At 30.9% G+C, this 21644-nt stretch carries 21 protein-coding genes; 16 read left to right on the forward strand and 5 right to left on the reverse strand.

Features of this window, described 5'->3' with window-relative positions; translation table 11 throughout:
- Positions 1-15: 15 nt before the first annotated feature.
- From prs to pepE, 3 genes are all read right to left on the reverse strand, one after another.
- Positions 16-846: a ribose-phosphate diphosphokinase gene (gene prs, locus ACKTTC_RS10395; protein ID WP_408039755.1), complete on the reverse strand. Its 831-nt coding sequence runs from the start codon at positions 844-846 to the stop codon at positions 16-18.
- Positions 847-911: 65 nt separating this feature from the next.
- On the reverse strand, positions 912-1601 hold the full coding sequence (locus ACKTTC_RS10400; protein ID WP_408039756.1) for an NUDIX hydrolase: 690 nt from the start codon (positions 1599-1601) through the stop codon (positions 912-914).
- Between the two features lie 34 nt (positions 1602-1635).
- Positions 1636-2352, reverse strand: a complete 717-nt coding sequence (gene pepE, locus ACKTTC_RS10405; protein ID WP_408039757.1) for a dipeptidase PepE — start codon at positions 2350-2352, stop codon at positions 1636-1638.
- A gap of 75 nt (positions 2353-2427) precedes the next feature.
- On the opposite strand from pepE, the gene ACKTTC_RS10410 reads away from it, so the two are divergent.
- Together ACKTTC_RS10410 and ACKTTC_RS10415 are read left to right on the forward strand one after the other, a co-directional pair.
- Positions 2428-3240, forward strand: a complete 813-nt coding sequence (locus tag ACKTTC_RS10410) for a thrombospondin type 3 repeat-containing protein (RefSeq protein WP_408039758.1) — start codon at positions 2428-2430, stop codon at positions 3238-3240.
- Between the two features lie 193 nt (positions 3241-3433).
- Positions 3434-4216 (forward strand): peptidase associated/transthyretin-like domain-containing protein, encoded by a 783-nt coding sequence (locus ACKTTC_RS10415; protein ID WP_408039759.1) that lies wholly within the window; start codon positions 3434-3436, stop codon positions 4214-4216.
- 78 nt (positions 4217-4294) lie between these two features.
- On the opposite strand, the gene ACKTTC_RS10420 is transcribed toward ACKTTC_RS10415, so the two are convergent.
- Entirely contained in the window at positions 4295-5515 is a 1221-nt protein-coding gene (locus tag ACKTTC_RS10420) for a S8 family serine peptidase (protein WP_408039760.1), read from the reverse strand.
- 262 nt (positions 5516-5777) lie between these two features.
- On the opposite strand from ACKTTC_RS10420, the gene ACKTTC_RS10425 reads away from it, so the two are divergent.
- From ACKTTC_RS10425 to thrC, 8 genes are all read left to right on the forward strand, one after another.
- A complete protein-coding gene (locus ACKTTC_RS10425; protein WP_408039761.1) occupies positions 5778-6533 on the forward strand; it encodes a carboxypeptidase-like regulatory domain-containing protein in 756 nt (251 codons plus the stop codon).
- A complete protein-coding gene (locus ACKTTC_RS10430; protein WP_408039762.1) occupies positions 6530-7330 on the forward strand; it encodes a hypothetical protein in 801 nt (266 codons plus the stop codon). The genes ACKTTC_RS10425 and ACKTTC_RS10430 overlap by 4 nt, the downstream gene beginning before the upstream one ends.
- A 30-nt stretch (positions 7331-7360) precedes the next feature.
- Positions 7361-7855, forward strand: a complete 495-nt coding sequence (locus tag ACKTTC_RS10435) for a DUF6702 family protein (protein WP_408039763.1) — start codon at positions 7361-7363, stop codon at positions 7853-7855.
- A gap of 55 nt (positions 7856-7910) precedes the next feature.
- Positions 7911-10046, forward strand: coding sequence for a M1 family metallopeptidase (locus ACKTTC_RS10440; protein ID WP_408039764.1), 2136 nt, complete (start codon positions 7911-7913; stop codon positions 10044-10046).
- Between the two features lie 166 nt (positions 10047-10212).
- Positions 10213-12438 carry a M1 family metallopeptidase gene (locus ACKTTC_RS10445; protein ID WP_408039765.1) on the forward strand — a complete coding sequence of 742 codons (2226 nt, stop codon included), beginning with the start codon at positions 10213-10215 and terminating at the stop codon, positions 12436-12438.
- Between the two features lie 364 nt (positions 12439-12802).
- Complete coding sequence (gene thrA, locus ACKTTC_RS10450; RefSeq protein WP_408039766.1) at positions 12803-15244, forward strand: bifunctional aspartate kinase/homoserine dehydrogenase I; 2442 nt, start codon at positions 12803-12805, stop codon at positions 15242-15244.
- Positions 15245-15271: 27 nt separating this feature from the next.
- Complete coding sequence (locus ACKTTC_RS10455) at positions 15272-16201, forward strand: homoserine kinase (RefSeq protein WP_408039767.1); 930 nt, start codon at positions 15272-15274, stop codon at positions 16199-16201.
- 2 nt (positions 16202-16203) lie between these two features.
- Positions 16204-17487: a threonine synthase gene (thrC, locus tag ACKTTC_RS10460; RefSeq protein ID WP_408039768.1), complete on the forward strand. Its 1284-nt coding sequence runs from the start codon at positions 16204-16206 to the stop codon at positions 17485-17487.
- Between the two features lie 25 nt (positions 17488-17512).
- Here the strand turns inward: thrC and ACKTTC_RS10465 are convergent, their stop codons facing one another.
- Complete coding sequence (locus ACKTTC_RS10465) at positions 17513-18394, reverse strand: DUF5050 domain-containing protein (protein WP_408039769.1); 882 nt, start codon at positions 18392-18394, stop codon at positions 17513-17515.
- A 218-nt stretch (positions 18395-18612) separates the two neighbouring features.
- Between ACKTTC_RS10465 and ACKTTC_RS10470 the strand changes: the two genes are divergently transcribed.
- The 6 genes from ACKTTC_RS10470 (at position 18613) to ACKTTC_RS10495 (ending at position 21447) form a co-directional block, all read left to right on the forward strand.
- A complete protein-coding gene (locus tag ACKTTC_RS10470) occupies positions 18613-18759 on the forward strand; it encodes a hypothetical protein (protein ID WP_408039770.1) in 147 nt (48 codons plus the stop codon).
- Complete coding sequence (locus ACKTTC_RS10475) at positions 18734-19156, forward strand: TPM domain-containing protein (protein ID WP_408039771.1); 423 nt, start codon at positions 18734-18736, stop codon at positions 19154-19156. Before ACKTTC_RS10470 ends, ACKTTC_RS10475 begins: the two co-directional genes overlap by 26 nt.
- Before the next feature lies 1 nt (position 19157).
- Positions 19158-19970 carry an AraC family transcriptional regulator gene (locus ACKTTC_RS10480; RefSeq protein ID WP_408039772.1) on the forward strand — a complete coding sequence of 271 codons (813 nt, stop codon included), beginning with the start codon at positions 19158-19160 and terminating at the stop codon, positions 19968-19970.
- A 137-nt stretch (positions 19971-20107) separates the two neighbouring features.
- A complete protein-coding gene (locus ACKTTC_RS10485; protein WP_408039785.1) occupies positions 20108-20488 on the forward strand; it encodes a VOC family protein in 381 nt (126 codons plus the stop codon).
- 130 nt (positions 20489-20618) lie between these two features.
- Positions 20619-21005, forward strand: a complete 387-nt coding sequence (locus tag ACKTTC_RS10490) for a helix-turn-helix domain-containing protein (RefSeq protein ID WP_408039773.1) — start codon at positions 20619-20621, stop codon at positions 21003-21005.
- A gap of 46 nt (positions 21006-21051) precedes the next feature.
- Complete coding sequence (locus ACKTTC_RS10495) at positions 21052-21447, forward strand: VOC family protein (protein ID WP_408039774.1); 396 nt, start codon at positions 21052-21054, stop codon at positions 21445-21447.
- Positions 21448-21644: the final 197 nt, after the last annotated feature.

The raw sequence follows: 21644 nt of genomic DNA on the forward strand, positions 1-21644 counted from the left end.
TTTGCTTTTCTTCATTTATTTTAAAATCTCTTCCAATTTAATTTGTACTACATTTTCTACATCTCTAAAACTATCTGTTGTGTATATTTTAGAAAAATGCTGTTGCAGAGCTTCTACTCCTTTACTAAAAATTCCATGACTGACAGCTAAATACAATTTTCCCACGTTTTTCTTTTTCAATTCTTGTGCGAGCCCCATAAAAGTTCCTCCGCCGTCGCAAATATCATCGACTATTAAGCAATTTTCCCCTTTTAAATCTTCTTCGTATACTTTAAACCCTTCTAATTTTCCATTTTTTACATTTCTCTTTTTTGATCCTTCTATTACAGCAATTCCCCCTAAATATTCCGATACTTTATAAATCTTTTTCAATGCTCCTCCATCTGGAGAAACCAACACAACTTTTTCTTTTATATCTGCTATTACTTTCTCTACGAATTTATGATTGGCTAGCATTTTACAATTATTTAATACAGCGGGAGTAACCTCAGAATGTGGATCGAACACCGTAATTTTATGCAAATTCAAATTATTCAGAATATCTGCATATACTTTCACTGTTAGTGGCTCTCCTGGCACCATGACTCTATCTTGTCTAGCTCCAGGAAAATAAGGCAACAATAATTCAATAGTAGTTACTCTACTCCTTCTTAAAGCATCTACAGCACACGCCAAGAATCCAAAATCATTAAAAGAACGTATTCTAGTTGTTATCATAACTTTTTCTCCTTCTTCTACTAATGTTGTTAACTTAATATGTGGCTCTCCTCCAGAGAAAACAAATTTTTCAAATTCAATTTGATTATCTCCTAAAGGTGTAAATGTTGGGTCTAGATTTAAAATCATTTTTGTGTCATTTTTACGCAAAACTAAAACATAAAAACAACTCAACAAAATATTTTGTGTAAAATTTACACTATCTTAATTTCAAAATGGAAACCTTCGGTAAGTAATTGATTGTATTTCTTCTTATTAAACTTGAAGAGTTTTGCAGGTCTACCACTTCCCTGCTGATGAATTTTATCTGTTTCTTCTACGATTTCAAAACTCAATATTTTTTTTCTGAAGTTTCTACGATCGATCTTTTGTTCTAAAATGGTAGTATATAAATTTTCTAAATCTGAAAACGGAAATTCTTTATTCAGTAAATCGAAGCCTATAGGTTGGTACTGTAACTTCCCTTTTAAACGCTCTTTAGCTATTTCTAAAATTTTCTGATGGTCAAAGGCTAAAGGTGGTAATTTAGTTATAGGAAACCACTGTACTTCTTTTGCATCTGTAGCTGCTTGAATGGTAAAATGATTTGGCCTTACCAGCCCAAAATAACTCACAGACACTACTCTATTTCTTGGATCTCTTAAAGGTTCTCCAAAAGTGTATAATTGTTCTAGATAATCTATAGTTACACCTGTTTCTTCTTTTAATTCTCTAGTCACTGCAGTTTCTAAAGACTCATTATCTTGTACTAAACCTCCTGGCAATGCCCAACTATCTTTATAAGGCGTTACTCCTCTTTTTATTAATAAAACAGATAATTGTTTGGCATCATAACCAAAAACTACAGCATCTACAGCAACTTTTATATTTTGATTTACAGGCATATTTTGTGTTTCGTCTACACAAAATTACAAATATTTATACTGATAAAATAGTGGAATCAATGATTGTTCCTGAAGATAATTCTATAGCTTCTTTACCTTTTCTAAACAATCTTGCTGTATATTTTCCTTTTAATTCAATTGAATTTCCATTTACTGCTAGCCAACTACCTTCTCTTAATCCTAAAACTGGAGTTTCATTAAATACATGGTATTCTTTAATTCTAGTTTCTCTAGTTTCTCCCATGTGTTTAGAAGTAGGATCTGGATCTAAATAATGTGCATTAATATTAAAAGGAATTAATCCCATTGTATCAAAACTAGGTGGGTATACAATAGGCATATCATTTGTATTCATCATAGTTACTCCACAAATATTACTACCAGCACTTGTTCCTAAATAAGGTGTTCCCAAGGAAACTACTTCTTGAAGCTTCGCTAATACTTCTGTTTTGTATAACTGGTTTACCAATTCAAAAGTATTTCCTCCACCAGTAAAAATAGCTTCTGCTTCAGTAACCGCGGCTACAGGATTTTCAAATTCATGAAGTCCAACTACTTTCTTATCAATTTTAGCAAATGCTTCCCTAGCCTTTGCTGTATATTCTTCATAAGAAATTCCGCTTGGTCGTGCATATGGAATAAATAAAATAGTAGTTGCTTCTTTAAAAAAAGTTGCTAATTCTGGAAGTATATATGCTAAGTATCCGCTACCATGAACTGTAGATGTACTCGCAACAATTATTTTTTTCAATTTAAATGAATTTCTGTTTTGACAAATGTATTAAAAAACATATTTTCGCCTTAATTCTAATTAAAAAATTATATTATGAAAAAGTACTACTTTGCATTTATATGCATGTTATTCTCTTTTGTTTCTAATTCTCAATCTATTGAAATTTTTGATAGAAATACTGATTCTAATGGTTGCCTTACTAGCTATAAAATTAGGGTAGATATTACTAATTATAATACTGATAATTCACTTTATTTAATTGTTAGTGATAATCCTCATATTCCTTTAGATTTTACTAATGGAATAGCAACTGTTAATATTAGTAATGTTACTAGTAATGTCGGTATTACTTTAATAGAAAATCAAGTTCTATTAATTCTTTTCCCAATGATTATACCTACTCCCATAGGTGTACTAACTGAATATAAATGTCCTAATGATTATGACCAAGATGGTGTAATTAATTCTCAAGATGAATGCCCTAATGAAGCTGGTAACACTTCTTCAGGTTGTCCCGATTCTGATGGAGATGGAACTCTTGATAAGGATGATGAATGTCCTAGCATTCCTGGATCACTTTCTGCATTTGGTTGCCCAGATTCAGATGGTGATACGATACCTGATCACCGTGATGTTTGTCCTCATGATCCTATTAATAATTGTTTTAGTACAATTACTCCAGATCCAAATGATCCAGATAAAATTAAGGTTTTACAACCACACGAATCTAGATCTGCTTCTACAACTTATATATTTTCACTTTATGATATAAATGGAAACTTACTATTAAAAAGAACCATAGCTAGTGAAGAAGAAGAAAGGTTAATTAAGTCTTCATTGAAAAAAGGTCAAATTTATATTGTAAAAACAAGTAATAACAAACCTTCATATAAATTTACTAGGTAATCTAAAATAGATATACAGAAATAAAAAAAGAGGTTAAATTATATGTGAAAAGCACATAATTTAACCTCTTTTTTTATTGATATTCTTTAAAACTTTTGTTTTTTACTATATAAAATCATGGTATAATTCTTGATATCTTTTGAGCTATAAATTACAGATCAAATAACTAAATTTATAATTAAAAAACTATCATTTGAATAAAATTACCCTATTACTCTTTTTATTTTTAACTACTTGCATATTTGCACAACGAATTTCAATTACTGGAACTTTATCTGATAAGTTAGGAAAAGTAGTAAATGCTCATATTGTAAATACGACCAATCAACAAGGAACTTTCTCTGATGATGAAGGTAATTTTTCTATAAAAGTGCAATTAAATGATGTATTAGAAATTACTTCAGTACAACATCACACTCAAAAAATAACGATTGCCAACATTATTATAAAACACAAAAAGCTTACTGTCTATTTACATCTAAAGGATTATCTATTAAACGAAGTTGAAGTTAAAAAAACAGACTTATCTGGTACTTTAACAACTGATGCTGCTGAAATAAAAAAAAGCAAACGAGAAGAAGTTATGGAAAACCTTGGCTTAAACCCTTTTGCTAAAAAACTCTCTCCTATAGAGAGAAAAATACATACTGCTACAGATGGAGGCCTTTTTAAATATTATGTTTTTGCTGCAACACTCTCAGTTGATAATATTATCAATGCTGTTTCTGGAAGGACTAAAAAATTGAAAAACGAAAAAAAATTACTAGATAACGAAACAAAACTAAAAGCTATCGAAAATACGTATAGCGATTATATCAATAATGATTTAAAAATTGATGCTAATGATATTTCTAGATTTATCTATTTTGCTCATTTTGATAAAGGCTTTGAAGAAGCATATACCAATGGAGATATTGCTATTATTAAGTTTTTAAAACAACAAGCTTTGCTTTTCAAAAAAGATACTGTTAAATAGACTCATAAAAAAACACTGATAAGTAAAAAATACTTATCAGTGCCACTCAAATTACTAACAATTAACAATAATTGTTCTTTATCTTCTTACTGCAATACGATCTCTATTGCTGTCTTTGTCTGACCTAACAAATCCACCAGATCTCACACCACCTGATAATAATAATCCTGTTACGTGTGGAGCTGCCATTGAAGTTCCACTAATATTTCTGTATCCTCCACCAATCCAAGTAGACCAGATTGAAGTACCGGGTGCTGCATAATCAACTGGACTTCCATAGTTAGAAGTTGCGGCAATTCTCTCATTGATATCCATATTAGAAATTGTATAAATGTTTGTTCCATTTACTCTAGCTGGAGAATAATAAATAGAGTTATCATTAGAATTTCCAGCAGCCATAACTACTCTTATTCCTCTACTTGCAACTCTTCTAACTGCATTATCTGTAGCATTATCTGTATATCTTGTACGTGGGCCTAAACTCATATTAACTACATCTCCACTTCTACCATTAGCAGCTACATAGTCTAATGCTTGAATAGTCCAAGAGAAATCTCCATTTCCATTTCCTGCCAATACTTTTAAAGCAACTAAATTTACACCAGGAGCTACACCAATGACACCAATGTTATTACTTAATGCTCCTACAGTTCCAGCTACATGCGTACCATGACCATTTCTATCATTAGCACTAGAAGCATCAGCTCCGCTAGTAACGAAAGTTCTACTTCTACCTGTGTCAACTCTTAAATCTGGGTGATCTAAATCAATACCAGAATCTACAATCCAAGCAGTTCTATTAATAGGACTTGCTGGTCCTCCAACTCGAGTAATTCCCCATGGAGTATAATCTCTTCTATTAGTTTCTGCCTGTCCCTCTTCTTTTTTGAATGGTTCTAATGAAATTTGGAAGTCATTTTCTATAGACTCTACTCTTGAATCATTAGATAACTTTTTAACTTCTGCTTGTGTAAGTTCAGCTACAAAACCTTGTAAAGCATACCCAAAAGTTGCTTTTACATTATCAGAATTTAAATTGAAATCTTTAAAATCTGTAATTACTTCACTTTTTAAAGCAGCAATAGAAGTTTCATACGCCTGTTTTGAACCTCTAGCTTGCGGAGCTTTTAAAGTCCCTTCTTTTAGAACTACAATGTACTTATTTGTAATAAAATCTGTAGAAATGTCGTCAGAAGCATTCGGGGTAGCTATATCTTGCGCGTCTTCTGAATTGTTACAGGCAATAAATCCTGCACTTACGATTGCTAGGGCCGCAATCTTTAATTTAAAATTTTTCATTTTATTGAAGGTTTTTATGAAATTTATTGAAGCAAATGTATTTTTTTAACACAAAACACAAAAATATTCACCTATAGTAATTTTAAATTGCTTTTAAAAAAGAATTAAAGCAACTTAATTGCATTAAAATTTCTAACAGAAACAACCAATCAACCTACCAATATTAAAGCAACTTGATTGCAATATAGTTTAACATATATTTACATTCTCATTAAAACTTTTTAAGAAGTAGAGTGATTTTATTTGTATATCAACTAATTGTATGCAAAAACTATTACTATATCTTATTCTTATTACAACTTTTCAATCTTTTGGTCAAAGAATTGAAATCACTGGTACTTTATCTGATAAAACAGGAAAGATTATCAATGCACATATTGTAAATATAACTTCGCAACAAGGAACTTTCTCTGACGACAATGGGAATTTCTCTATTAAAGTTCAATTAAATGATGAGTTAAAAATTACTTCTGTACAACATCATACAAAAAACATTACTGTAGCTAACGTTTTTTTAAAACAGAAAAAAATTGATATTCAACTACATCTAAAGGATTACTTATTAGATGAAGTAGAAATAAAAAGAACAAATTTGTCAGGTATATTAACTTCAGATATAAAAGGAGCTAAAGAAACTAAGCGAGAAGAAGTTATGAAAAACTTAGGTTTCAACCCTTATGTAAAGAAAAAATCACAAATTGAAAGAGAGATTTATGGAGCTAGCACTAGTGCTGGCCTTATTCCATTAGATTTAATCATCAATACTTTTTCCGGCAGAATGGCTATGCTAAAAAAGAAAAAAATGTTATTAGAAAACGAACAAAAAATGCAGGCCATAGAAAGGAAGTACCGAAGTCATATCACATTACAACTTAAAATTGACAGTACAGATGTAGCTCGGTTTATATACTTCGTCCATCAACATAAAGACTTTAAAAAAATATATCAAAAAGGTGATTTTGATTTAATTCCATTTCTAAAAGAACAAGCTTTGCTATTTAAAAAAGATTCGCTGTGAAATATAGAACTACATTCCTTATAATTCTACTTTATTCAATAAACATTTCATGTCAAGAAGTTACCATAAAAGGAACATTAAGAGATGCTTTAGGTCCTGTTATAAATGCACATATTATTAACCTAGACACAAAGAAAGGTACTTTTTCAGATGATTCGGGAATATTTTCGATTAAAGTAAAATTCGGTCAAAAATTACAAATAACTTCTATTCAACATCATGAGTTTACTGTAATTATAAACGAGCAAATAATTCAGTCTAAAACCTTAGATACTAAATTGTATTTAAGGGATCATGTTTTAGAAGAAGTAGAAATAAAAAGAAGAACTTTGTTTGGTTTGTTAAAAAGAGATTTTGAGCAAACTCCAGAAGATGTAGCTATTGTAAAGTCTAAAGGTGCTTTAGATTTCTCTAATATAAAAATTGAACCTGGTAAAAATTATAATTTCGCTAACGAAATTAATCGAGAATTAAATAATATTACAGATCCAACACAAAGACTTGAAGGTATTAAAATAGCGCGTTTTTCTCTTCCATTTAAAAGCCTTAAAAGAGAACAAGCGCTTAAGAAAAAACTCAAATTTAAAGCAGAATTCCCTCAATTATTACTCTCTGAATTAGGAAAATCATTTTTCTTTGAATACTTAAAAATTCCAGAAAATAAATATTATAATTTCTTAGAATATTGCACCCCCTTAGGAATAGAGAACCTTTATAAAGAAGGTAGAAAGTTAGAAACTATTGAAATATTAATCAAAGAAGCAAAAGTATATCTCGAAATCACAAAAAAAGAGTAATTTGGCGTACTATTTGTTTACTTTATTTTTATGAAAAAATTATCAATCATTCTTATAGCTTTAGTCTTATGCTCCTTCAACCTTCATAAATACTATTTGGCTTTAACTGATATTCAATTTAATTCTAAAAGTCAGTCTGTACAAATGATTATGAATGTATTTATGGATGATATTGAAGTTGCAATTAACAAAGCATATGAAACAGATTTACAACTTAGCACAGACAAAGAGGTTAAAAATGTAAATGAATACTTTAAAAAATACCTAGACCAACATTTTAAAGTAAGTATAAACGGGACACAACGTTCGTATACATTTGTTGGCAAGGAATATGAAGGAGATATCGTTTACTTCTATCTAGAAATTGAAGGAGTTACAGAAGTAAAAAGTATAGAAATACAAAACGATGTACTAATTAACGACTTTCCTGAGCAACAAAACCTTATCAAAGCCAAAATTAATGGAGAAAGGAAAAGTTTATTTCTCACTAAAAAAAATGATAAAGGTTTGTTAAATTTTCAATAAAAATATAGACTAATTTGTAGTTTTATACAATTAAATTAAATCTTAACTCTAAAAAATGAAAAAAACGATTTTTTTATTTTTTTCGGTATTTCTTGTAACATTCTATGTATCAGCACAAGAAAAAACCAGAAAAACACAAAAGGGACATACAAATCAAAATAAATTTAAACAATTAGACGAGTTACTTCCTACTCCTAATAATCAGCATACTGCTTCTGGAGCCCCTGGAAAAGAATATACCCAACAAAAAGTTGACTATAAAATGGATATCGTTTTAGATGACGATAAACAACGAATTACTGGTAGTGAAACTATTACTTATCATAATAATTCAGAAGACGAATTACCTTATTTATGGGTTCAGTTAGATCAGAATATGCGTGCCGCTGATTCTAAAACTCCAGATATTCAAACTAATCGAATACCTAAAAAAGTTAATAAAAGAGTATTCGATCGTTTTTTTCCTGAAAAACCTTTCGATGGAGGTTTTAAAGTTACCAGTGTAACCAATACAGATGGCAGCAAATTATCGCATACTATTAATCAAACAATGATGCGTATTAATTTACCAAAACCTTTAGCCCCAGGCGCTACCTTTTCTTTTAATATAGATTGGTGGTATAATATCAATAATCACCGCACACAAGGAGGAAGGTCTGGTTACGAGCACTTTACAGAAAACAATAATAACAATTATGTAATTGCGCAATTCTACCCTAGAATGGCTGTATATGATAATGTAGAAGGATGGCAAAACGATCAGTTTTGGGGAAGAAGTGAATTTGCTTTAGAGTTTGGAGATTTTGATGTTAATATTACTGTACCTGCAGATCATATTTTAGGAGCTACTGGAGTTTTACAGAATGAAAAAGAAGTATTGACTAAAAAACAACAGGAAAGATTAGCTAAAGCTAGAAAAGCATATGACAAACCTGTATTGATCGTTTCTCAAAAAGAAGCAGAAAAAACAGAAAAAAGTAAATCTAAAAAAACTAAAACTTGGAAGTTTTCTGCTAAAAATGTTAGAGATTATGCGTTTGCAACTTCTAGAAAGTTTATATGGGATGCAATGGCAGTAGATATTAATGGTAAAGATGTAATGGCTTATTCTCTGTATTCTAAAGAAGCAAATCCATTATATGGAGATCATTCTACTAGGGCTGTTGCGCAAACACTAAAAACATATTCAGACTATACATTCGATTATCCATATCATAAAGCAATTTCTGTAGACGGACAAATGGGAATGGAATATCCTCAAATTTGTTTTAATCCAGGAAGACCAAATCCTGACGGAACTTATTCAGATAGAACAAAGTACAGAATGATTAAAGTAACTGTACATGAAGTTGGACATAACTTCTTCCCTATGATTGTAAATTCTGATGAACGTAAATGGACATGGATGGACGAAGGTTTAAATTCTTTTGTTGAAATGTTAGCCGAAGAAGCTTACGATCCAAACTTCCCAATTGTTAGAGGATTACCTAAAAACATTGTAGGTTATATGGATGGAAACCAAGATAGAATTGCTCCAATTATGTCTAAAGGAGACAACGTATATAGTTTTGGTAATAATGCTTATGGTAAACCTGCTACTGCATTATATATTTTACGTAATACAGTTATGGGACCTGAGTTATTTGATTATGCTTTTAAAACTTACGCTAAACGTTGGAAATTTAAGCACCCTACTCCAGCAGATTTCTTTAGAACAATGGAAGATGCATCGGCTATGGATTTAGACTGGTTTTGGAGAGGATGGTTCTATACTACAGATGTAACTGATATTGGTATTGAAGGTGTAAAGAAGTTTTATACTAAAGATGATAGTAATGGAGACATCGATTTTATTGAAGATACTACTTCAGGTTTAGGGTTTGGAAAGCATAAGAATCCAAAGTCAAAATTCTATTATGAAATTACCTACAATAAGCCAGGAGGTTTAGTTATGCCAATTATTGTAGAGTTTACTTATAAAGATGGTACTAAAGAAAGAAAACAATATCCAGCTCAAATTTGGAGGTTAGATGATAATAAAGTAACAAAAGTATTCGCTTCTGATAAAGAAATTACGAATATTGCTCTTGATCCAGATTTACAAACAGCTGATGTAGATACGTCAAATAATAACTGGCCAAAAGAGAAAGAAACAAAATTCGAAAAGTTTAAAAATAAAATAAAAGGATAAGCTTTTTGCACCTTTAACAAAAACATAAAAACGGCATTTAAATTAATTGCCGTTTTTTATTGTCTTAAAAAATATAAAGATTTGTTAATTTTTTAATAAGTTCATCTTATAGCTAATTAAAATTCAGTAATTTTCAAGCAATTTTTTAACCAACTTATAAGTTATAATGAAAAAGCTTTTTTATTTATTTATTTCAGTATTCTTTATGTCTTCAGCCGCCTTTGCGCAGGATACTGATAAAAAGCCTCAAAAAGGGCACACAGATACTAGTAAATTTCGTCAATTAAAAGAGTTGTGGGCAACACCTACTTCAACAAGAACTGCATCTGGAGCTCCTGGTTTTGAATATACTCAACAAAAAGTAGACTATGTTATGAACATACGTCTAGACGAAACAAACAACAGACTTTACGGAGACGAAAAAATCACCTATTATAACAATTCTAAAGATCATTTAGAATATTTATGGTTACAATTAGATCAGAATATGCGTGCTCCTGACTCTAGAACTCCACTAACAGAGTCTAAAGCAGCAGGTGCTTGGCAAACTCCAGAAGGATTTGTTAAGAAGAATATGGAAAAACCAAAAGACTTTGGTTTTAAAATTGAATCTGTAAAATATGAAGATGGTAGAGAATTATCGCATACATTTAATTATACAATGATGCGTATTAACTTACCAAAACCTTTAGCTCCAGGAGGAAAATTCACTTTCAGAATTAAATGGAACTACCTAATAAACAACTCTGTAGTTGATGGTGGTAGATCTGGTTTTGAGCAATTTCCTGACGGAAACAGAGCTTATACAATTGCGCAGTTTTTCCCAAGATTATGTGTGTATAACAATGTAGAAGGATGGCAAAATATGCAATTCTGGGGTCGTAGTGAGTGGGCTTTAGAATTTGGAGATTATGATGTAAAAATTACTGTTCCTGCAGATCATATTTTAGATGCAACAGGAGAGCTTCAAAACGAAAAAGAAGTACTTACAAAAGAACAACGTAATCGTTTTGCTAAAGCAAGAAAATCGTATAAAGATCCTGTATTCATTGTAAATCAGAAAGAAGCAGAAGCTAACGAAAAAGCTGGTACTAATAAAACAAAAACATGGCACTTTAAAGCTAAAAATGTACGTGATTATGCATTTGCATCTTCAAGAAAATACATTTGGGATGCTATGGCTGTTAAAATTAACGGTAAAAACATAATGGCAGTTTCTTTATATCCAAAAGAAGGAAACCCATTATGGGAAGAGCACTCTACAAGAGTTGTAGCTAACACTTTAGAAGAATACTCTAAATTAACATTTGATTACCCTTATCCTAAAGCAATTTCGGTACATGCGAAAGATCAAGGAATGGAATATCCGATGATTTGTTTTAATTATGGACGTCCAAATGCTGATGGAACATATTCTGATAGAGTTAAAAATGGAATGATTGGAGTAATTACACACGAGGTAGGACATAACTTCTTCCCTATGATTGTAAACTCAGATGAGCGCCAGTGGACTTGGATGGACGAAGGGTTAAACTCTTTTGTTGAAATGTTAGCTGAAAAAGATTATGATCCTAATTTCCCTGTGAGAAGTTTACCAAAAAACATCGTAGGATATATGAGTATGGATCAAAACAACTTATCTCCAATTATGTCTCAAGGAGATTACGTGAAAAACTTTGGACCAAATGCTTATACCAAACCTGCCGCAGGTTTATACATGTTACGTGAAACTGTCATGGGACCAGAATTATTTGATTATGCATTTAGCATTTATTCTAAACGTTGGATGTTTAAGCACCCTACTCCTGCTGATTTCTTTAGAAGTATGGAAGATGCTTCTGGTATGGATTTAGATTGGTTCTGGAGAGGATGGTTCTATACTACAGATTACTGTGATATTGCTATTGAAAACGTGAAGCCTTTATATTTAACAGATAAGCCAAACGAAAGAACAAAGCAATTACAACAACAATATCCAGGATATTTTGCAAGATTAGGTAAATTAGTATTCTTAACTACTAATAAAGATGAAGCAAATCCTTCAGATGTAGAAACTTATATTAAGGATTTACCAGCTGATAAAAAAGAGAACTTAAAGAAATTACCTAAGTATATGTATCAAGTAGAATTTACAAAACCTGGAGGTTTAGTAATGCCACTTATTGTTGAAATTACATATGCAGACGGAACTAAAAAACGTGAGCAATACCCTGCTGAAGTTTGGAGAAAGAATGATGAAAAAGTGAATAAAGTATTTATTTCTGAGAAAGAAATAAAGAGCTTTTTAATTGACCCAGATTTAGAAACAGCAGACATTGATACAGCAAATAACAGCTGGCCAAGAAAAACTGAAAATAAATTCGATCAGTTTAAAGATAAAGCTAAACAATAAAAAAAGCTTACTATATAACTATAAAACCGTAACTTAAAAGTTACGGTTTTTTTTATGCAATGAATTTTCATTTTTGTTAATATAAATTCAACAAAAACAGACAAAAATCTAACTTATTTTAGTAGCATATTTTTTTATTAAGAAATTAATAGTACATTTAACCCGATGAAAATAAGCAAAAGACATATTACTTTAAGAAACGTAGCTACTACGTCTGCTTCTGCTTATACAACTATTTCTACAATTATTACAACCCTTTAGGGGGTGTTCATTTACATATAATTCTTCAGTATAGCTATTTTTCAATAAGACATTGAAAAATATATCACATTATTTATTTATCCCATTTTTAACTATTTACAAAATGAAAGTGCTAAAATTTGGTGGTACATCTGTACAAGATCATCAAAACATACAAAAAGTAATAAACATTCTAGCTCAAGAAGCTAAAAAAGACAAACTAGCAGTCGTCGTTTCTGCCTTTGGTAAAACAACAAATAAACTTATTCAAAGCGCTGAATTAGCTAAACATAAAGATAATAGCTATTTGCAACTATTAGAAACTGTAGAAAATCATCATTACGAAACCATTAAACAATTAATTTCAAAAGATGCTGATTCAGTAATCGCTCATATAAATACACTATTCAACCAATTAAAAACATTATATAAAGGTTGCTATTTGCTAGAAGAATTATCTCCAAAAGCCAACGCTATTATTAGCAGTTTTGGAGAACGATTGTCTTCTTATATCATTGCTGAAGCTGCTAAACAAATCCTAGATGTAAGCTTTAAAGACAGTCAAGAATTAATTATTACAGATAACAACTATTTAAAAGCACAAGTAGATTTTGAAACTACCTACAGCAATTGTCGTGCTTTCTTTAACCAAAATAATTCTCAAGTAGTTGTACTACCAGGATTTATTGCGAAGTGCTACGACGGACAAACAACTACTTTAGGACGTGGTGGATCAGATTATTCTGCTGCTATTTATGCAGCTGCTGTAAATGCTTCTGAGCTTCAAATTTGGACAGATGTTAGTGGTATGTTTACTGCAAATCCTGCTATTGTAAAACAAGCACGTCCTATACGTCATATATCGTATCAGGAAGCCATGGAAATGTCTCATTTTGGAGCCAAGGTTATCTACCCTCCTACTATTCAACCTGTACGAGAAAAAGAAATTCCTATTTATATAAAAAATACATTTCAACCAGAAGCACATGGAACACTCATTACATTACACACAGAGAATTCATCGCCTGTAAAAGGAATTAGTTATGTAGAAAATATTTCATTACTTACTATTGAGGGAAGTGGAATGGTTGGAATTTCTGGAGTTTCTAAACGTTTATTTGAAGCACTTTCAGATGATGAAATTAATGTAGTTTTAATTACACAGGCATCTTCTGAGCATACGATTTGTGTTGGAGTTTTAGAGGAAGATGCAAGCAAAGCTGTTGAAAGCATAGCTAAGAAGTTTGCTTATGAAATTGAGCGTCATAAGATTGATCCTGTAAAAGTTGAAAATGATGTCAGCATTATTGCTTTAGTAGGCGATCGTATGAAAAATCATCAGGGTCTTAGCGGAAAAATGTTTAGTTCTTTAGGAAAAAATAATGTAAACATTCGTGCCATAGCCCAAGGAGCTTCAGAAAAAAACATTTCAGCAGTTATTAAACGTTTAGATGCTAAAAAAGCATTGAACACTTTGCATGAACAATTCTTTGGAGATAATATAAAACAGCTAAATCTTTTTATTACTGGAGTTGGTAATGTTGGTAATCGATTTTTAGCACAACTACAACAGCAAAAAGAATACCTTTTAGATAACTTAAAAATACAAATTCGTGTAATTGGAATTTCCAATTCAACAAAAATGTATTTTGATGAAAAAGGTATTGATTTAAAAGATTGGAAAAAATCATTATTAGAAAACGGAGAACATGCTAGTTTAGAAAGCTTTTTAGAGCAAGCTAAGCAACTCAATCTAAGAAATAGTGTATTTATAGATAATACAGCAAATCAAAGTGTTTCAAAAATGTACCAACAATATTTAGAAAATAATATTGCAGTGGTTACTTGTAATAAAATTGCTTGTGCTTCTGAACTTCAGAATTACAAAAAGCTGAAAGAAGTTTCTAAAAAGTACAATGCTTCTTTCCTTTTTGAAACAAACGTTGGAGCTGGTTTGCCAATTATAGATACGCTGAAAAACTTAGTTGCTTCAGGAGATAGAGTACATAAAATACAAGCGGTTTTATCTGGTAGTTTAAATTATGTATTCAATAACTACAATACTAACAATACATTTCACGATGTGGTTGCCAAAGCTCAAGAAGAAGGATATACTGAACCTGATCCTAAAATAGATCTTAGCGGTGTAGATGTGGCTAGAAAAATTCTAATTCTTGCCAGAGAAAGTGGATATGAATTAGAACTTTCTGATATTGATAACAACTCTTTTTTACCTGAAGAAAGTCTAGAAACTACAAATAATGAAGACTTTTATAACAGCTTGACGAAATTAGAAGCTCATTTTCAAGATATTTATGCAAAAGCTAATACTGAAAACTGTAAATTAAAATATGTTGCAGAGCTTGTAGATGGAAAAGCCAAAGTTGGTTTACAACATATTCCGCAAGCACATCCTTTTTATAATCTGGAAGGAAGTGACAACATTGTTTTATTCTTTACAGATAGATATCCAATACAACCTTTACAAATAAAGGGTGCTGGTGCTGGTGCTGAAGTAACTGCTTCAGGAATTTTTGCAGATGTTATTAGAATTGCTAACAATTAGAGTTAAAAGTTCAAAAATTAGGAAATAATGAACGAAATTAAAATATTTTCTCCTGCCACAGTAGCAAATATTTCTTGTGGATTTGATTGTTTAGGCTTAGCTATAAACGATTTAGGAGATACTATGGTATTTACAAAAACAGACGATCAAAAAGTAAGTATCAAAGAAATTACTGGAGCTAATTTACCCTACGATATTCATAAAAATGCAGCTAGTGCTGTGGCTTTAGCTATGTTACAAAAACATCCTGCTGATTTTGGTTTGGAGGTTAGCATTCATAAAGGTTTTGAGCCTGGTAGTGGATTAGGAAGTAGTGCTGCAAGTGCTGCTGGCGCAGCCTTTGCTGTAAATGAATTACTAGACAAACCTTTTTCTCAATTAGAACTAACAAAGTTTGCCATGCTTGGTGAGCAAGTTGCTTGTGGTTCTCCAATTGCTGATAATGTAGCAGCAGCTATTCATGGTGGTTTTATTTTAGTACAACAATATGATCCTTTAAAAATTATAAAACTTCCTGTTCCATCGGAATTAGAAGTTGTAGCAATCCATCCACAAGTAACCGTAAAGACGAAAGATGCCAGAGAAGTATTACCGCAAAATGTTCCTTTAGCAGATGCAGTTATACAGTGGGCAAATGTTGGTGGATTAATTAGTGGTTTATACACCAATGATTATGAAGTTATTGCCAATTCATTAGAAGATCTTATTGTAGAGCCTGCTCGAAAGCATTTAATTCCACATTTCGATTTGGTAAAAGAAGCTGCCATTCGCGGAGGAGCATTAAACGCTGGAATATCTGGTTCTGGTCCAACAATTTTTGCACTCTGTAAAGGTTCAGAAACTGCAAAAAATGTATTTAAAAATATTAATGAAGTATATGCTAATACAGGTATTGATTTCACTATGGTGCATTCAAAAATCAATACACAAGGTGTTACAATACTCGAAAAAAACTAACTATGAAGTATTTCAGTTTACATCACAATGCTCCCATTGTATCATTCAAGGAAGCAGTTATTAATGGATTAGCACCTGATAGAGGATTGTATTTTCCTGAAAATATTACACCATTACCGAAAGATTTTATTGAAAATTTAGATCAATTTTCAAACGAAGAAATTGCATTCAGAGCAATACAACAATTTGTAGGAGATGAAATTCCAGAAGATACACTACGCCAAATTGTTTCTGAAACTATTGCTTTTGATTTCCCTGTAGTAGCCATTGAAAAAAATATAGGTAGCTTAGAACTATTCCATGGCCCTACACTAGCCTTTAAAGATGTAGGTGCACGCTTTATGGCTCGTTGTTTAGGTTATTTCAATCAGCAAAATGCTGAAAAAGTAACAGTTTTAGTTGCTACTTCAGGAGATACTGGAGGTGCTGTTGCCAATGGTTTTTTAGGTGTAAAAGGCGTAGAAGTTATTATTTTATATCCTAGCGGAAAAGTGAGCGATATTCAAGAAAAACAATTGACTACATTAGGTCAAAATATTACAGCTTTAGAAGTAGAAGGTGTTTTTGACGATTGTCAGGAAATGGTTAAATCTGCCTTTTTAGATTCAGGAATAAACAGACAATTAACCTCTGCAAATTCTATTAATGTAGCACGTTGGTTACCACAAATGTTTTATTATTTTTTCGCTTATAAGCAACTATATAAAAAGCATAAAGACATTCTTTTTTCTGTCCCAAGTGGAAACTTTGGTAATATTTGTGCAGGCATGTTGGCTCAAAAACTGGGGTTACCGATTAAACATTTTATTGCTGCTACGAATATAAACGATACTGTTCCTTTATTTATGTTAGAAGGAAACTATACTCCTAAACCATCGCAACCAACAATTTCTAATGCTATGGATGTAGGTAATCCAAGTAATTTCATTCGTATCCAAGAGCTATTCCAGCATAATTTTGAAGATTTAAAAACAGCATTTTCTTCCTATTCATTTTCCGATGATCTCACAAAAGATGCAATGCAACGAATTCATAAAAATTCTAATTATATAGCTGATCCACATGGAGCTGTAGGATATCTAGGGTTAGAAAAACACAATCTAAAAGACAATGAATTTGGAGTCTTTTTAGAAACTGCTCATCCTGTGAAGTTTTTAGATGTAGTTGAAAATACTTTAGCTAAAACTATAGCCATTCCTGAGGATATACAAACTTTAATTCAGAAAGAAAAAAAATCTACTCAGATACAAACTTATGAAGAGTTAAAAGCTTTTTTAAACGAATAAAAAAAGCTGCTTAAAAGCAGCTTTTTTATTTAAACCACGAAGGTTGTGAACCTTTTTCTACTATTCTCTTAAGGTTTGAACCGTCTTTGTCCATCATATAAATATCAAAAAACTTGTCTGTTTCTGATGAAAAAATGAGTTGAGAACCATCTGGAGACCAAGAAGGTGTCCAATCATCCACCTTATTAAATGTCAATCGTTTTTGATTTGAACCGTCCATATTCATCACATATACTTCTTGATTTCCATCTCTTTTAGAAATGAAAGCGATTTCTTTTCCATCTGGTGATACTTTGGGTTGCCAATCATCTACTTCATTATTTGTCAAAGTAATGATATTACTCCCATCACTATTTGCAATACATATTTCACTATTTGGACTTTTAGAATGATACAAGATCCGTCCATCTTCTAAAAAACTAGGTGCAATTCCTTCAAGCTGCTTAATTTGTTGTTGTTCGCTGCCATCGGAATTCATCATCCAAATTTCTTCATGCCACATTCCAACGGAATCTTTATATTCTCTTGCAAAAACTATCTTTTTTCCATCAGGAGACCATGTAGGTGCACTGTCCCATCTATTTTTTTCATGTGTTAATCGTTTTCTATTTGTACCATCACTATTCATCGTATGAATAGACCAAGTTTTATTTCTATCATATTTTGCATAAAAAGCAATTTGCTTTCTATCTGGCGACCAACTTGGATAACCATCTGCTCCTTCATAACTGGTTATTTTAGTTTTAGTTCCATTTTCAACATCTAGCAAGTATATTTCTCTATTTTTTGATTCCTTTGATGAATAAGCAATAGGAAGATTTTTTTTATTACAAGACCAAAACCCCATTACCATAACAACTATTAATAAATGTATTTTTAAAGTCCCTTCCTTCTTTAGTTGTTTCATTTATTTCTAATTTTAATTCTAATACTTTTTTAATACAGATTCGTATTTTTCAAGTTTAAAGTACTTTTATTAAATCATACCTTATAAAGTTTTATCAAACTTTAACTTTTCAAATGAATTTTCAAAAGACAAAAAATTTTAGAATTAAAGTTTTAATTTTATAATTAGATTTATAAACAAAAAGTATAAATAGTCATCTACCAAATTATAATCAAGCTATGAAAATAAAAACTTCTACTTTCTTAATCTTATTTTTAGGTTTAATTGTACTTCCATGCAAAGGAATTACTCAAGAAGAGAATAATACTCAAACATCCCCTTTAATTGATTTCTCTAAAATTGAAAAATTTAGAGAAATCAATTAAAGGTCAGATAATTAATGATTATGACCGTATTTTTACTCCTCTACAAGTAGAAGATTTATCCAAAATTATTAATAACTATTATAATGTAACCACAAGGCAAATTGTTATTGTTACAGTTGATACAATTTCTCCTTATAAGGATATTCAAAGAATGGCAGCTGATTTAGGGCAGTATTGGGGTGTTGGAATGACTGAAAAAAATAATGGTCTCATTATATTACTCTGTAAACCTTGTCGGAAAATAACAATTGTAACGGGTAATGGCACTGAACTTATTTTGACCAATCAAGTTTGTAAAGAAATCATTGATAAAATAATGGTTCCTGAATTTAAAGATGGGGACTTTTATAAAGGTATAAAAAAAGGGATTTTTGAATTAATTTCGAAATGGGAATAATTTGACGACTTTTGAAAACATAAAAAACTATTACAACCCGATTCAGCCAACGATAAAAGCTGAAAATGAAAAAATACAATATCACGAAATTCAACCAAACGAAAACCTGCAACACTTTATATATTGTTTTTGGCAACTAAAAACGTGTAAACAACTCAATAAACCTTTTACATACAGAGTTGTTTCTGATGGATGCATCGATATTTTTTTTAATCAGAACCAACCTTCTGAAAATTTCATAATGGGATTTTGTAGAAAGTATACCGAGTTTCCAATTGGTAAATCGTTTAACTACATTGGAATTCGTTTTTTACCTACTGCTTTTCCTCTTTTATTCGATGTAAATGCTAAAACTTTAAGTAATCAATCTCAAGAACTAAAAGAAATTCTTCCTGACCTATCAAATTGGATTACTGAAGGAATAAATACAATACATTCCTTTGAAAAAATAGCACACTTATTAGAAGGGAAATTAACAGCAGTGCTTATAAATCAAGAGTTAAAATTTGATCATCGTTTTTTCAACGCTTTAAACCTTATTTTTCAAAAAAGAGGTTTTTTAGATACAGAAAAAGAACTGAATACTGAAGTAAGTTCTCGACAACTTCGTAGAATTTTTAATTTCTATATAGGAACCACAGCTAAAACATTTAGCAATGTTGTGCGATTTCAACATATTCTAAATTTAAAACCTTCAAAACAAAGTCTAAAAGAAAATAAGATTTACTTCGATGTTGGCTTTTTTGACCAAGCCCATTTTATTAAAAGTTTTAAAACATTTTACGGCATAACACCTTCAGAAGCTTTCCATTAAACTTTGTCCGATTTTTACAATTTCTGCCAAACTTCTCATTCTAGTTTTGTAAAACCAAAACAAATAACATGAGAACTTTATTATTAATTCTATGTATGCTAACCACTAGATTAGCAAGTACACAAACACAAAATAAGATGAAATTAAATGCAGGAATAATTACCGAAAAATTAACCGAAACCAAGCAATTCTATACAGCTGTATTGGATTTTGGAGTAAGCTTTGAGAACGACTTCTACCTTTTAATGCATACTCCTAACAAATCAGCTGAAATAAGTTTTCTAAAACCAAACCATCCAAGTCAAAAACCTATTTTTCAATCTCCTTTTAATGGAAAAGGAATGTATTTAACTATTGAAGTTAAAGATGTAGACAAAGTTTATAAAAAACTTAAAAACAAAGAAGTGCCTATAGAAATTGAAATTAGAGATGAACCTTGGGGAGACAGGCATTTTGCGATTGTAGATCCTAATGGAATTGGAATAGATATTATTACTTATACCAAACCTGAAGAATAGTATATTTTACACAAAATGAATGAATTATAACGACTTAAGCTCTAATTTAAGTCGTTTTTCATTTAATTAAAGTATATTGTAATTCAAAATAGTTACAAAAATCAATATTCCTTAAGCTGAAACAAAAGAGATGACATTTTACGAAAAGAAAATCAGCCATATAAAAAACACTTGTTTTTCAAACGATGCACAAATAGCGTCTATTATTGGAACAAGAAATTTCATTGATAATAACTATGATAAAGAGCTTAATCTGGATTTGTTATCAAAGATTCGGTTTACCTCAAAATATCACTTAATCCGACTTTTCAAGAGATATTACGGACAAACACCCAGGCAATATTTAATAGATAAACGAATAGAAAAATCTAAAGAAAACTTAAACAATGGTATGACAGTAACGGAAACTTGTTTTTCTGTAGGCTTCGAAAGTTTAGGTTCGTTTAGTAAGCTCTTCAAAACTAAAACTGGGATATCGCCAAGTGAATATCAAAAACAGCAATTTTCGAGAAGCTAGTTAATTGTAAAGTTCTGAGCTTTGCAAATGAATAAAAAATTTCAAAATGAAAGTAACACTTATTAGTATTCCTGTTCAAGATCAGCAAAAAGCTTTGCAATTTTATACTGAAAAATTAGGTTTTATCATTAAGAAAGATGCTCCATTAGATGGTGGTAATAGATGGATAACATTAGTTTCTCCTGAATGGCAAGATGGTCCGGAATTATTATTAGAACCTGCTCCTCTTCATTTCGAACCTTCCAAAATATATCAAGAAGCATTAATGAAAGCCGGAATTCCATATACGCAATTTGATGTTGATAACGTTGAGGCTGAATATGAGAGACTCATAAAACTTAACGTTGATTTTAGCGTAAAACCAACTGAAATGGGAACCCTAAAGTTTGCCGTTTTTAATGATACTTGTGGAAATAACATTCAAATTGTTGAGAATTTATAAGTATCCTTACTTATTATGCTCTCTCCTCTAAAAAATCCTCACAGATTTTCAATATAACTTTTCTGTCGCTTAATTCTATTTAAAGACCATTACTCGTCATTAAAAATGAAAGCGAAAAAATCTAACACCCTTAAAATAATATGTTAAGAATTATATCAATAATACTACTTGCAGTAATTATGTTCAGTTGCTCTAAT

The sequence above is a fragment of the Tenacibaculum amylolyticum genome (assembly GCF_964511145.1).
GTDB classification, from domain to species: Bacteria; Bacteroidota; Bacteroidia; order Flavobacteriales; family Flavobacteriaceae; genus Polaribacter; species Polaribacter amylolyticum.